Raw genomic sequence first — 11,971 nt, forward strand, 5'->3', positions numbered from 1 at the left:
GCTCAGGGACTGACGCTGCGGGGAATTAGCCGAGGGCGGGTAGCCGAAGGGCCACGACGGCGTGCTGCGCCAGGTCGTTGGCAAGGGCCGTGGTGGTCGCCTCATAGAGATCAATCGCCACTCGAGGCCAGAAGCCAATCACGAGGGTTGGGACGAGCAGGGTGAGTCCAATGACCAGTTCCCTCGGCTTCATGTCGCCGAGGACCGCCAGCGCCGGGATCCGGGGTCCAAAGAACACCCGGCGGCAGAGGCTCAACAGGTAGATCGGGGTCAACACCACACCGATGGCCGCCAGGACAACGGCGATCACCCGGAAGCCCACGGTGAAGCCGTCATTGCTCGTCACGCCAAGGAACACGGTGATTTCACTGACGAATCCACTCATGCCAGGCAGGGCAAGGGAGGCCAGGGAGCTGGCGACAAAAAAGGCGAAGGTGATCGGCAGAACCTTGGCCAATCCCCCCATGTTGGGGATCGAGAGGGTTTTGGTCCGCTCGTAGAACACGCCGGTCACGAAGAACATCGCGGCGGCGATCAGTCCGTGGCTGATCATCTGCAGCATTGCTCCGCTCATCCCCAGGCTGTCGATGGCACCGATGCCGAGCAGCACGAAGCCCATGTGGCTGACGGAGCTACAGGCGATACGCCGTTTGACGTTGTCCTGGGCCAGGGCGTTGAGGGCGCCGTAGACGATGTTGACGATGCCCAGAACGATCAGAGCGGGGGCCAGCTGCAGGTGGGCCTCCGGCAACATCTGCACGTTGAAGCGCAGCAGGGCGTAGCCCCCCATCTTCAGCAGCACCCCAGCCAGCAGCATCGAGACCGGTGCATTGGCTTCTCCGTGGGCATCGGGAAGCCAGGTGTGGAGCGGGAACATCGGCAGTTTCACGCCGAATCCCACCAGGAATCCCAGGTAACAGAGCAGGCCGAAAAGGCCGCCTGGAGAGCGGGCAATCAGTTCGCTCAGATTCAGGGTGAAGGGACCGTTGAGAGCCAAGGCCAGGCCGCTCAACAGGATCAACAGCGAGGCCGTCGCTGTGTAAAGGATGAACTTGGTGGCCGCATATTGACGCTGCTGGCCGCCCCAGATGGCGATCAGCAGATACACAGGAACCAATTCGAGCTCCCAGGCCAGGAAGAAGAGCAGGAAGTCCTGGGAGAGGAAGACCAAGGCCTGGGCAGAGGCCTGCACCAGGAGCAAAGCGAAGTAGAGCCTGGTTTTGGTCTTGATGTTCCAGCTGGCGGCCACCGACAGCAGGGTGACCAAGCCAGAGAGAACCACCAGCGGGGCTGAGAGTCCATCGGTGGCGAGGGACCACTCCAGGCCGATGGCGGGAACCCAGGCGAAACGCTCAACCAGTTGCAGCCCCGCGATCGAGCCGTCGTAGTGCTGGCTGTAGACGTAGAGCATCAGCCCTAGGTCAGCCAACAGGGTCGTCAGCGCAACCGTTCGCGGGAGCTTGGGGTCCGTGCCATCACCGGGCAGGAGCATCACCAGCGGCGCGATCGCGATCGGAAGCAGAGCGATCAGGCTGAGCCAGGGAAAGGTTGTTGGCGCCGCCAGCATTCCCTGGGCGAGAGCGGAGTCACCAAACGCGGAGCCGGGAATCGCAGCGGACGCGGCCATCAGGGGCAGGTTGGCGTCCATCGCGTGCACGGCTTTTGGGTATCGAGGGCGATGTCCCGTATCTGGGTTCAGCCCTCTAGGGACTCAACCCTCCTCCTACGGGAGGTGCCTATCAAGGAAGAAATCTACCAGTGAGACCGATCTGGTCTAGGCATTTCTACTCAGGTTGAGTGGCCTAGGAGGGCAGGTGCTCCCAGCGGCTTCCAGCCTGGTGGAGCTGCAGCACCTGGGAGCGGGAGGCCACCCCCGCACCCTCCCAGGCCCGAACCATGGTTTTGCTGACGGCCACCGCCGAGTCTTCAGGGCAGAGGGCCAGGATGCTCGGCCCGGCGCCGCTGATGACGCAGCCCCAGGCCCCCGCTGCCATGGCGGCCTCGCGCACCTCCTGGCCCCCTTGGATCAAGCCCCAGCGATAGGGCTCGTGGATTCGGTCGTGCATCCCATCGGCGATCAGGTCGCCATTCCCGGTGCGTAGTCCCTGCAGCAGCAAGGTCAGGCATCCGAGGTTGGTCACGGCATCGGGAATGGAGATGGCCTTCGGCATGACCCGTCTGGCTTCGCTGGTGGACAGACGAATGGCCGGGATGGCCACCACCACCATCACCTTCGGGTCCCATTCGCAACGCACCACGCGCCAGCGATGGGAGGCGGCTCGAGCGGTCAGGCAGAGGCCACCGAGCAGTGAAGGAACCACGTTGTCCGGGTGCCCCTCAATGTCGATCGCCAGCTCCAGCAGCTTCTCGCGACTGAGCTTCTCGCCGATCAGCGCGTTGGCCCCCATCAGGCCAGCCACGATGGCTGTGGCGCTGCTTCCCAGTCCCCGTGCTGGTGGAACCGCCAGGCGGACCCGCGCTTCGACAGCAATCGGCTCTTCCCCTGCTTCTTTCCAGACCCGCTGGGCTGCGCGGTAGACGAGGTTGTCCGGGCCGCCCCGCAGGTGCGATCCCTCGCTGCCTTCGATCACCAGTTCAAACCGCTCGCCACTGCCTTCGATGCAGCGCATCTCGAAGCGGTTGTTCAGATCCAGGGCCGCTCCGAGGCAATCAAAGCCGGGACCCAAGTTGGCTGTTGTGGCGGGGACATCCACCACAACCCCCTGTCCAATGCGGGGGCGGGCCATGCGCTCTGTTCTGCTGGGGTCAGTGTCCCACTCAGGCGTTCAACAGCCGAGCCCGGCAAGCGGCACTGAAGAGTCCAGTCTCGCTGTCGATCAAGGCGTGGACAGGGATTTGTTCCACCACGGCGTTGAGCCGTCCTTTGTTCAAGAAGGCCCCAAGGAAGCGCTCTGAGCGCAACTCATCGAGCAGCTTGCCCGCTGTGCCACCTCCCAGCCAAAGCCCGCCATAGCAAAGGCTTTGCAGGGCAAGATCCCCTGCGCAGCTTCCGTAGGCCTCCAGCCAGAGATCCAGGGCTTTGCGGGCGAGGGGATCGCCAGCCGCTGCGGCCGCAGCGGTCGCCGCAGGCAACTCGGTGTCGGCCGTCTTCATCAGGGCATGGTTGCGTCCGTCGGGATGGGTGGCCAGGCGCCAGCGCATCACGTCGCCCAGTCCCGTGCCGCTCACCACCCGTTCAATCGAGAGGCGCGGCAGACCGAACTCGGCCATCAGCCAGGTCTTCAGTTGCCACTGCTCCTCGTTGCAGGGGGCGAATTCGCCATGGGAGGCCTCGCTGGCCATGGCCTGCAAGCCCCCTGCCGTGGGCACTCCGATCGCTACCCCCAGACCGGTCCCGGCCCCAAGAATCGCGATCGGCGCCTTGGGGTCGCCGCCGCCCGCAGCCGGCTGCCGCAGGGTCGTCTGTTGCTCTGGCTGCAGGTGAGGCAGCCCATAGATCAGAACGGCAAAGTCGTTGACCAGCTCGAGCACCTCGAGCTGGCAGGCGCGGGCCAGTTCCACCTCATCCAGCAGCCAGGGCAGGTTCGTGAGTTTCACCCGGCCCTGGCGCACCGGACCCGCAATCGCGAAACAGGCCTGGCGAGGTCGCTCGAAGCAGGACGCCTCCCCGTCGAGGAAGTGATTCACCAGGGCCGAGAAATCAGCCCAATCGGCCGAGACGAAACGTTGACTGGCCTTCTGAATCAGTGCCGTTCCTTCGACGCTGTAGAGGCCCAGCAGGGTCTTCGTGCCGCCAATATCACCGGCTAGAAGCGTGGTCATCGGAGATCAGCGGGGGCTGATCTTGAGCCCCGCTTCCCGATCTTGATTCGCTTCCTTGGCAGCGGCCACAACGGTCTCCAGCTCGATGCTGCCCAGGTCGCCCTCCCGGCGGCTGCGCAGGCTGATGGTCCCGCCTTCGGCCTCCTTGGCGCCGATCACCCCCAGAACGGGGATCTTCATCTGTTCGCCATTGCGAATCAGCTTGCCCAGGCGGTCACCGGAGTGATCCACGCTGGCGCGTACGCCCGCCGCCTTCAGGGCCGCTGCGACGGATTCGGCGTAGCCGGCGACCTCATCGGTCACTGGCAGCAGGCGGATCTGCTCGGGTGCCAACCAGAAGGGGAAGTCACCGGCGTAGTTCTCGGTCATGATCCCGAAGAACCGCTCCAGTGAGCCAAAAATGGCGCGGTGGATCATGATCGGCCGCTGCCTGGATCCGTCCGCTGCCACGTACTCCAGGTCGAAGCGTTCAGGCAGGTTGAAGTCCAGCTGGATCGTGGAGCATTGCCACATCCGGCCGATGGCGTCCTCGATCTTGAGGTCGATCTTGGGGCCGTAGAAGGCACCACCGCCTTCGTCGATCTTGTAGGCCCATCCCTTGCGCTCCAGCGCTTCGATCAAGCCCTGGGTGGCGAGATCCCACACCGCGTCTTCGCCGATGGACTTCTCAGGCCGTGTGGAGAGGTTGATTTCGTAGTTGCGGAAATCAAACGTCGAGAGGATCTGTTCGGTGAGATCCAGGATCGCCAGGATTTCGTCGCTGATCTGCTCCGGCAGGCAGAACACGTGGGCGTCGTCCTGGGTGAAGCCCCGCACCCGCATCAGGCCGTGCATCACACCGGGGCGCTCGTAGCGATACACCGTCCCGAGCTCGGCCCAGCGGATCGGTAGCTCGCGGTAGCTGCGCAGGGTGCTGGCGTAGGTCAGCACGTGGAACGGGCAGTTCATGGGCTTGAGCTGGTACTCCCGCTCGTCCACCTGCATCGGGCCAAACATCGACTCGCTGTAGAAGTCGAGGTGGCCAGAGGTCTTCCAGAGGCTGATGTCAGCCACGTGGGGGGTGTACAGCAGCTCGTAGCCGGCGTTGAAGTGGAGCTCCCGCCAGAGGTTCTCGATCAAGAGGCGCATGCGGGCGCCGCGGGGATGCCAGAAGACCAAGCCAGCGCCGGCTTCGTCCTCAATCGAGAACAGGTCGAGGTCGGTCCCGATCCGGCGGTGGTCCCGGCGCTTGGCTTCCTCTTGCCTGCGCTTGTATTCGCTCAGCTGTTCTGGGGTTTCCCAGGCGGTGCCGTAGATCCTCTGCAGCTGGGCGTTCTTCTCGTCGCCACGCCAGTAGGCGCCTGCGACGCTCTCAAGGTCAAAGGCCTTGGCGTTCAGTTCCTTGGTGTTGCTGACGTGGGGGCCTGCACAGAGGTCCCACCAGTCCTCGCCGAGGGTGTAGAGGCTGATGGGTTCTTGGATCCCGGCCAGAATTTCCAGCTTGTAGGGCTCGTTCTGGGCCTGGATCCGGCTTTCGGCCTCCGCTCGGCTCACCTCCAGACGCTCCAGCGGAAGCTTCTTGTTGATGAGTTTGATCATTTCCTTCTTGATGGCCTTGAGGTCGGCCTCCGTGAAGGGATCGGGGTTATCGAAGTCGTAGTAGAAGCCGTTCTCGGTCCAAGGTCCGATGGTCACCTGGGCCTTGGGGAAGAGGCGCTGGACCGCCATGGCCATCACGTGGCTCATGGAGTGGCGGATACGCAGCAGCTGCTCGCTCTCGCTGGTTTTGGGCAGGTGCACCGTGGCTGCAGGCTCGGCAGTACGGGTCGCGGTCACGGCAGCGGCATAGCAACCCCGATCCTACGCAGCGCAATTCAGACCATTACTAGGGTGTGGGGGTGAGCAACCCCCAAGAACCCCAGGCTGAGTCGGCCGAATTGCTCGACCACTTGCTCGAGTCACTCTTTGGTGACTTTCGCTATTGGTTCCAGCGCGGTTTGGTCCTTCTGGATCACGCCCCCGACCACCTGGTGCCACCGGTGGAACAGCGGGAGTTTCGTTCCGCCCTGGAGGAGGCGCTTCAGGCGATCGCCGCCGCCAAAGCACTCCGGGCCGCCTGCTCGACCCCCATGGCCGTTGATATGGATGCCATGACCCCTTGGCATCGCCTGATGATGCGGGTCTGGAACCTCTCCGCCATGTTGCGGGTGGCGGGAGTGCCGCTTCCGGAGCAAGAGCGCCCCGATCCTCCTCAGGCCTGAGCCCAGCGGCTGCGCTTCAGTTGCTTGAGGTTGGATTCGTAGAAGTTGGCCAGTTCCGCAGCCTTCTTCACGGGTTGGCCGTAGGCGCTCAGTCCGTTGTGGCTAGGGAAGGAGGCCCACTCCTTGGACAGCACGGCCATCACCCCGCGGGTTAAGCCGCTGCGGTCGACTTGATCGAGTACACCGCGGCGATCCACCAGATACAGGGCCGCTTGGTCCTGGTTGTGGGGCTTGAAGCTGCGAAGGCTCAGTTTGTTTGCGGCTTCTTTCCAGGTGCCGGGCAGGAATTGATAGGCACCTGCGGCCGCGCTCGTGTAGCGCTTCACCACCACCACATCAGGGTGTTTGGCCAGGCTGCTGAAACGCCCGCCGCCGTAGAGGGTGCGATAGCCCTCGGGGCCTTGTTTCCAGGTGCCCTCGGCGTAGCGAATGGTGTTGAGCAGGGCCCGGCGCTCCGGGGTGATCGCATACAGCTCTCCGTCCTCGGTCTTGCTGGCAGCCGCCACGATCTGCTCCAGTGACTGATCCACCTCGACTCCCTTGGAGGGAGCCACGAGGGGGCCAGCGGCCAGAAGCAGCAGACCCAGTGAGCAGGCCGGAGCGGCGGCACGACTGGGCTTGAGGGAATGCTGGAGCGAATGACGAATTGGCAAGCGGCACAACGTCGCAGTCCATTGAGACTGCTGGCTAGCCGAGTCTCAAGGTGAGACTTCCCGTCCGAACTGGACAAGTGCTGCCTCGATGTGCTGCAGGTTGATTTTTAGTTCTCCAGGGCGATTGGCGAGGTTTTTGGCTGGCCAATGCGCCGTAACGAATTAGCCACCTTTATCTTTCCTTCCGTTTTTGATTAGCGGCTTGGGGCCTCAGTTCGCCTTGAGGAAGCCCAGTGCCTCGCGGGTTCGCTCCAGAGTGGCCTGGGCCACAGCATTGGCGCGCTCGCTGCCTGCTTTGAGGACGCGGTCCAGTTCGGCGGGATCAGCGCTCAGGTCGTTGTAGCGCTCTTGAATGGGGCGCAGCGCTTCGACCAGTGTCTCGGCCAGTAGGGGTTTAAAGGTGCCCCAGCCCATCGCGGCGCACTCTGCAGCGGCTGCCTCACGACCTTTGCCGCTCAGCAGGGCATAGAGCCCCAAGAGGTTGTCGGTTTCGGGGCGCTCCGGGTTCCCAAATTCGAGGCCCATCACGGGATCGGTTTTGGCGCGCTTGACCTTCTTGGTGATGACCTCAGGCGAATCCAGCAAATTGACGCGGGATCCTTCGTTGGGGTCGCTCTTGCTCATCTTGCTGCGCCCGTCGGTCAGGCTCATTACGCGGGCACCCTCCTTGAGGATGAGCGGCTCGGGCACCTTCAGGACGGGGATGGGCTCGCCTTCGGCATCCCGCGGGGCAAAGCGAGCGTTGATTCGCTGCTGGGCGATGTCTCGGGCCAGCTCCAGGTGCTGTTTCTGGTCCTCGCCAACGGGCACGAGGTCAGCGTCATACAGAAGGATGTCCGCCGCCATCAACACGGGGTAGTCCAGAAGGCCAACGGAGACCTGGTCCCCCTGTTTGACGGCCTTCTCCTTGAACTGGATCATCCGCTCCAACCAGTTGAGCGGTGTGACGCAGTTCAGGAGCCAACAGAGCTCGCTGTGGGCTGAGACATGGCTCTGGACAAAAACCGTCGCTTTCTCAGGATCGATTCCGCAGGCGAGATAGAGGGCGGCGGTGTTGCGCGTGTCACGGGCCAGGGCGGCCGCGTCATGGGGCACGGTGATCGCGTGCAGGTCCACGACACAGAAAAAGGTGTCGTGGGTCTCCTGCAGTCCGACCCAGTTGCGGATGGCTCCGAGCCAATTGCCCAAATGCAAGGCGCCAGTGGGCTGAACTCCGGACAGGACCCTGGCGCGTTGCATGCGAGCTGGCGAAATGTTCGCCGGATTCTGCCTGGAGGCAGGACCCGGCAGCGGCCTCGAATCAGGCCTCGGTGGTCTCTTCGGTGGTGGTTTGCTCTGTTGCCACTTCGGTGGTTTCCGACGCGGCTTCCTCGCTCACCGTCTCCTCTTCAGGGACCGCGGCTGCTGGTTTGGCGGGACGGGCAAACGGATTGGGGCGGTTGCCAGGGCGCTCATTGCGCTCGCCACGACGGTCACCGCGCTCGCCCCGTCCCCGGGAACCGGCACTGGCCTTCTGCTGGGCAACGATGTCGTCAATCCGGCCCTCTTCGATCAGCTGGGCCACGGTGCGCAGGGACAGGCCCAGGGCTGCCACGGTGGAACGGACGCCAAAAGCCTCTTGCACGGCGCGGGCGGCGCGCATCTCGTTATCGCTCAGGCGAATGCGGAACCCGCCACCTTCGCGAGGACCGCGGTTGCCTTGGGACTGCTCGCCCGAATTCCGCTGGAAATCACCGTCGGCCATGGCCGCACACCTGAAGAAGTCAGCGGCAAGTGTGCCCTACCGACAGTGAGGCCGGCCAGTGCCAAATCAGGCGATGGTGTTCTGGACTGCCTGCTCGGGCCAAGACCAGTACCGGCAAAGGATTTGGTCCCTCCGATTCGATGCTGCTTCGGTAGCGCGACAGCAGGTCGAGGTAGGCCTGCAGCGTCCAGCCATGGCAACCCTGATCTTGTGCGGCCCAAAAGCGTTGGAGCGCCTCGGAGCAGGCCACCTTCCCGAACTCATCCCAACATTGCTCTTCCGCTTCTGCGCTCGAGAAACCGGCGCGGATCAGGTTGCGGAAGCGAATCAACTCTGGGGCTTCACCACTGTTGTCGGGCGGTAAAACCGCGCTGAGCCTGCTGATGGGCAGGATCTGCAGCCGCAACCAGCAGCGCTCGAGCAGGGCAATGGGCCGATCGCCATCCCAGCGAGCCAACAGTTGTTGGCGGTCACTGAGATCGGCCAAGAGCTGCTGCTGATGGGGGGTGAGCCAGCGCAGGAGCTCAGCCATGGGTCCCCTGGAAGGTGATGGTGGATTCCGCGTACTCCCGCGGTTCCAGGTGGATTGTGCAGCGAACGGGTCCAAAGCGCCGCTCGAGATGCTCCTCCACGAGCTCGGTAATCCGATGGGCTTTGGGCAGGTCATCGGCATCCACCACCATGTGGAGCTCAATGAACACCCGCTGACCCAGAACCCCGCGGCTGGCGATGTCATGGACGTTGAGGACTCCAGGGACGCCCATCGCCGTCTCGTGGATGGATTCCGGTGCAATGGCGATTTGATCGACCAACCAGGGCAAGTTGGTCTTCAGCACCTGCCAGCAGACACGGATCAAGAGGACGCAGAGCGGGATGGCCATCGCCACGTCCAGCCAGGTCTGCTTGAACAGAACGACCCCACAGAGACCGACCAGGACCACAACGGTGGTCCAGATGTCGCTGGTGGTGTGTTTGGCATCGGCCAACAGCAGCTGGTTGCCCAGGCGTCTGCCCTCACTGCGCTCGTATCCGGCAAGCAGCAGATTGCAGCCCAGGACGATGAGGAGCAGCAGCAGCTCCTGGCCATCCAGGCGGATTGGGGGCAGGCCCGAGCTGATGCGCTCGAGGGCTGTGCGCACGATCTCAAAGGCCGTCAAGCAAATGAAGCCCGCAATCGCTAGGGCTCCGACCGCTTCGTATTTGTCATGGCCGTAGGGGTGATCGCGGTCCGGCTTGGGGTCCGAGAGGCCATTGGTGATCAGTCCCAGCAGGCTGGACAAGCCATCGGTGGCGCTGTGCATGGCATCCGCCAAGAGCGCAAGCGATCCGCTCAAGAGACCAATGATCAGCTTGAGCAGCGTCATCGCCACGTTGACCCCGAGGGCCACCAGCAGGACCCTCTGGACCTCGGACCGGCGGTCGGCCCGCTCGTTGGTTTGGCCAGCAAGACCCATGGCCAAGGAGGCTCATTGAGGTCCTCCCACGCTATTGGGTCTGGGCATGGGTTAATAGCTGAGCTAAAGAGTTGGCGCGGCCGCCGAATTCAGGCTCCCCATTGACGGTTCCTCAGGTCTCAGCTGAATCCCCATCGCCGAGGCCCGTCTCACTGGGGGAGGAGCTCAAAGCGCAGGTTCTGCGCCAGGGAATGCGGCATTGGCCCTGGCTTGCGGCAGCAGGCGGCGGCTGGATGGTGCTGGAGTCCCTCCATGGGCCCCTCTCCTCGCTGATGGGGTTGGGTGCCGCAGGGGCCGGCCTCTGGTTGCTTGGCGGGCGCATGCGTCCAAGCGGTCAGCACCTGCCTCAGTCCTCCGAGGGTTGGCTTGAGCGCTGTGAGGCGGTTCTTGAGCAGTTCCAAGTGCTGCAGGCAGCCAGCGCTGAGGAGGGTCGTGCTCAGGCCAAGACCTTTGAGCTCCACCAGACTCAGCGCCGCTCTCAGCTGGAGCTGTTGCGTCAGCGCCAAGAGGAGACCTGCATTCAGCTGGCCCTGGTGGGGACCGCAGCGTGGAGCGCTTCCGAGCAGGAGCAGCTGTTGTGTCACTGCCCCTCTGTGCATCCACTTCGGGTGCATCGCAGTCACGCCCTGCCCTTGTCTCCTCAGTCCTGGCAGTGGCCGGAGGTGTTTCGCCACTGCGAGCTGCTGCTGTATCGACTCGATCTGCCCCTGACCGCGGCTGACCTGCGCTGGCTTGAAGCCCTGCCAGAGCAGCAGCGGGTGGGAATTCTGGTGCGCACGAAAGAGGAGCTCGCGAGTTCCGCCCAGCTCCAGCAACTCGAGCAGCAGCTTCCCGTTCATCTGCGCGGGCGCTGTTGGCCGCTTGCGGCCCAGGAGGCCAGTGGCTGGCAAGACCTCACCTCCTGGTTCGCGGAATCCACACCGCTGAGCCGGGAGCGCAACCAACAACGCTGCCTGCAGGAGTTGCATGCGGCTTGGCAGCTTGAACTCGAGGGCCTGCGCCGCCAGCACTGGTCCCGTTTGCTGCAACGCACCCAGTGGACCGTGGCGGCGGGCGTCGTTGTGGCGCCTCTTCCCAGCTTGGATCTGTTGGTGCTGGCCGCTGCCAATGGCTTGATGCTTCAGGAGATGGCCAGGCTTTGGAATTGCCCTTGGTCCCTTGAGCAACTGCAAGCCTCGGCGTCTCAGTTGGGCAAGGCGGCGCTGAGTCTGGGGGTTGTCGAGTGGAGCTCTCAAGCCCTGGCCTCGGTGGTGAAGTGGCACGGTCCGACATGGCTTGTGGGGGGTGCCATGCAGGCCCTCAGTGCCGCCTATCTGACCAGGGTTGTGGGCCGGGCGATGGCTGACTACATGGCTTTGGCCGCCGGTGTTCCCGAAGCGGAGTTGGATGCTCTCTTGCAGCGCCAGGCTCCCCTGTTGGTTGCCCGCGCGGCGGACGAGGAGAAACTGGACTGGAGCGCGTTTTTGGTTTCTGCGCAGCAGTGGCTCAAAGAACAATCGGCCCCCGCCTAATCGCCAGGCCGCGCAGACTCGAGCGCTATACATAGCTTCATGAAGGCTTCATGAAGCTCTTCATGAACATTTTGGTTCTTTGCTGAATTTAATTTTTGCTCCAGGAAATGTTTTCTAGGGGCTCCTAGGTTTTGCAGGCCGCATCTGCGGCATTCGTACTCATTTGGCTCGATTGGGCCTTCCCTTATGACCACTGCTCTTCGTAAGAGCGGCTCCAGTTCTTGGACGCAGTTTTGCGAGTGGGTCACCAGCACCGACAACCGCATTTATGTGGGTTGGTTCGGCGTTCTGATGATTCCCTGCCTGCTGGCCGCCACCATTTGCTTCATCGTTGCCTTCATCGCCGCCCCGACGGTGGATATCGACGGCATCCGTGAGCCTGTTGCTGGATCCCTGATCTACGGCAACAACATCATTTCTGGCGCTGTGATCCCCTCCAGCAACGCCATCGGCCTGCACTTCTATCCCATCTGGGAAGCCGCCAGCCTCGACGAGTGGCTGTACAACGGCGGTCCTTTCCAGCTGGTTGTTTTCCACTTCCTCATCGGCATCTACGCCTACATGGGTCGTGAGTGGGAACTCTCCT

The 11,971-nt window shown here is 63.3% G+C and carries 11 protein-coding genes and 1 pseudogene; 3 read left to right on the top strand and 9 right to left on the bottom strand.

The window, feature by feature from the left end; translation table 11 throughout:
- Nucleotides 1–25: 25 nt before the first annotated feature.
- The 4 genes from QZ186_RS08350 to thrS all read right to left on the bottom strand — a co-directional run bounded on the left by QZ186_RS08350 (nt 26) and on the right by thrS (nt 5,508).
- Nucleotides 26–1,648, bottom strand: coding sequence for an NAD(P)H-quinone oxidoreductase subunit 4 (locus QZ186_RS08350; protein WP_010316748.1), 1,623 nt, complete (start codon nt 1,646–1,648; stop codon nt 26–28).
- Between the two features lie 154 nt (nt 1,649–1,802).
- Nucleotides 1,803–2,747: a homoserine kinase gene (thrB, locus tag QZ186_RS08355; RefSeq protein WP_247478072.1), complete on the bottom strand. Its 945-nt coding sequence runs from the start codon at nt 2,745–2,747 to the stop codon at nt 1,803–1,805.
- Nucleotides 2,748–2,778: 31 nt separating this feature from the next.
- Nucleotides 2,779–3,783 carry a glucokinase gene (gene glk / locus QZ186_RS08360; RefSeq protein WP_296416436.1) on the bottom strand — a complete coding sequence of 335 codons (1,005 nt, stop codon included), beginning with the start codon at nt 3,781–3,783 and terminating at the stop codon, nt 2,779–2,781.
- Nucleotides 3,784–3,789: 6 nt separating this feature from the next.
- Nucleotides 3,790–5,508, bottom strand: coding sequence for a threonine--tRNA ligase (thrS, locus tag QZ186_RS08365; RefSeq protein ID WP_247479951.1), 1,719 nt, complete (start codon nt 5,506–5,508; stop codon nt 3,790–3,792).
- A 152-nt stretch (nt 5,509–5,660) separates the two neighbouring features.
- Here thrS and QZ186_RS08370 point away from each other — a divergent pair, with 152 nt between their 5' ends.
- Nucleotides 5,661–6,023, top strand: coding sequence for a DUF2605 family protein (locus QZ186_RS08370; protein ID WP_010316756.1), 363 nt, complete (start codon nt 5,661–5,663; stop codon nt 6,021–6,023).
- On the opposite strand, the gene QZ186_RS08375 is transcribed toward QZ186_RS08370, so the two are convergent.
- From QZ186_RS08375 to QZ186_RS08395, 5 genes are all read right to left on the bottom strand, one after another.
- On the bottom strand, nt 6,014–6,676 hold the full coding sequence (locus QZ186_RS08375) for a glycoside hydrolase family 104 protein (protein ID WP_296416437.1): 663 nt from the start codon (nt 6,674–6,676) through the stop codon (nt 6,014–6,016). The genes QZ186_RS08370 and QZ186_RS08375 overlap by 10 nt on opposite strands.
- Nucleotides 6,677–6,886: 210 nt before the next feature.
- Nucleotides 6,887–7,915, bottom strand: coding sequence for a tryptophan--tRNA ligase (gene trpS, locus QZ186_RS08380; RefSeq protein WP_010316758.1), 1,029 nt, complete (start codon nt 7,913–7,915; stop codon nt 6,887–6,889).
- A 61-nt stretch (nt 7,916–7,976) separates the two neighbouring features.
- Nucleotides 7,977–8,420, bottom strand: coding sequence for a hypothetical protein (locus tag QZ186_RS08385; RefSeq protein WP_296416438.1), 444 nt, complete (start codon nt 8,418–8,420; stop codon nt 7,977–7,979).
- 19 nt (nt 8,421–8,439) lie between these two features.
- Nucleotides 8,440–8,952 (bottom strand): hypothetical protein, encoded by a 513-nt coding sequence (locus QZ186_RS08390; protein ID WP_247478085.1) that lies wholly within the window; start codon nt 8,950–8,952, stop codon nt 8,440–8,442.
- Nucleotides 8,945–9,874 carry a cation diffusion facilitator family transporter gene (locus tag QZ186_RS08395; protein ID WP_010316761.1) on the bottom strand — a complete coding sequence of 310 codons (930 nt, stop codon included), beginning with the start codon at nt 9,872–9,874 and terminating at the stop codon, nt 8,945–8,947. The genes QZ186_RS08390 and QZ186_RS08395 overlap by 8 nt, the downstream gene beginning before the upstream one ends.
- Nucleotides 9,875–10,065: 191 nt before the next feature.
- Here QZ186_RS08395 and QZ186_RS08400 point away from each other — a divergent pair, with 191 nt between their 5' ends.
- On the top strand, nt 10,066–11,385 hold the full coding sequence (locus QZ186_RS08400) for a YcjF family protein (protein WP_296416440.1): 1,320 nt from the start codon (nt 10,066–10,068) through the stop codon (nt 11,383–11,385).
- A gap of 186 nt (nt 11,386–11,571) precedes the next feature.
- Nucleotides 11,572–11,971 (top strand): annotated as a pseudogene (locus QZ186_RS08405) (photosystem II q(b) protein); the annotation flags it as partial.

It is taken from the genome of Vulcanococcus sp. DEBay_Sum29NL08_54, assembly GCF_017859255.1.
GTDB lineage: Bacteria > Cyanobacteriota > Cyanobacteriia > PCC-6307 > Cyanobiaceae > Vulcanococcus.

Excerpts from the sequence above, each read along its gene's own strand:
- QZ186_RS08390 (WP_247478085.1), bottom strand. The coding sequence starts at position 8,952 with ATGGCTGAGCTCCTGCGCTGGCTCACCCCCCATCAGCAGCAGCTCTTG.
- QZ186_RS08395 (WP_010316761.1), bottom strand. The coding sequence starts at position 9,874 with ATGGGTCTTGCTGGCCAAACCAACGAGCGGGCCGACCGCCGGTCCGAG.
- QZ186_RS08400 (WP_296416440.1), top strand. The coding sequence starts at position 10,066 with ATGCGGCATTGGCCCTGGCTTGCGGCAGCAGGCGGCGGCTGGATGGTG.
- thrS (WP_247479951.1), bottom strand. The coding sequence starts at position 5,508 with ATGAGCCACGTGATGGCCATGGCGGTCCAGCGCCTCTTCCCCAAGGCC.
- trpS (WP_010316758.1), bottom strand. The coding sequence starts at position 7,915 with ATGCAACGCGCCAGGGTCCTGTCCGGAGTTCAGCCCACTGGCGCCTTG.
- QZ186_RS08385 (WP_296416438.1), bottom strand. The coding sequence starts at position 8,420 with ATGGCCGACGGTGATTTCCAGCGGAATTCGGGCGAGCAGTCCCAAGGC.
- glk (WP_296416436.1), bottom strand. The coding sequence starts at position 3,783 with ATGACCACGCTTCTAGCCGGTGATATTGGCGGCACGAAGACCCTGCTG.
- thrB (WP_247478072.1), bottom strand. The coding sequence starts at position 2,747 with ATGGCCCGCCCCCGCATTGGACAGGGGGTTGTGGTGGATGTCCCCGCC.
- QZ186_RS08350 (WP_010316748.1), bottom strand. The coding sequence starts at position 1,648 with ATGGACGCCAACCTGCCCCTGATGGCCGCGTCCGCTGCGATTCCCGGC.